Annotated in this window: 1 protein-coding gene; it reads right to left on the bottom strand. The window is 43.9% G+C overall.

The features are described 5' to 3' along the window. Window positions 1-531, bottom strand: a 531-nt coding sequence (locus tag B5X53_RS19065) for an MBG domain-containing protein (RefSeq protein WP_317042334.1), incomplete at both ends; no start/stop codon positions are given.

Genomic DNA, 531 nt, shown 5'->3' with positions numbered 1-531 from the left:
TTCCCTTGTTAGTGATCCGCTAAGAATAGACGCATCGTCTCCATTTTCAAAACCAGTGGCGGTATAGGTAAAGATCGGGTCAGCATCTCCATAAACTTTGTTCTGACCTGGATCGGCAGTAACCATAAGGACTTTAGCATTAATAGCGAAATCAGCACTTGTATAATCGATGGTATAGTTTGCACCTGCACTTAAGCTGCCCAAACCGATCGAATAGATTCCCACAGCTTCGCCAGGTTTCCTTGTTAGTAATCCGCTAAGAATAGACGCATCGTCTCCATTTTCAAAACCACTAGCGGTATAAGTGAATTCCGGGTCCGTCTCTCCATAAATTTTACTCTGATCGGTATCGGCAGTAACCGATAGAACTTTAGTACCAATCGTGAAATCAGTACCCGTAAAATCGATCGTATAGTTTACTCCTGCACTCAAGCTGCCCAAACCGATCGTATAGATTCCAACAGCTTCGCCAGGTTCCCTTGTTAGTGATCCGCTAAGAATAGACGCATCGTCTCCATTTTCAAAACCAGT

It is taken from the genome of Salegentibacter salinarum, assembly GCF_900168115.1.
Taxonomy (GTDB): domain Bacteria; phylum Bacteroidota; class Bacteroidia; order Flavobacteriales; family Flavobacteriaceae; genus Salegentibacter; species Salegentibacter salinarum.
This window is presented reverse-complemented; position numbering and strand designations above follow the sequence as displayed.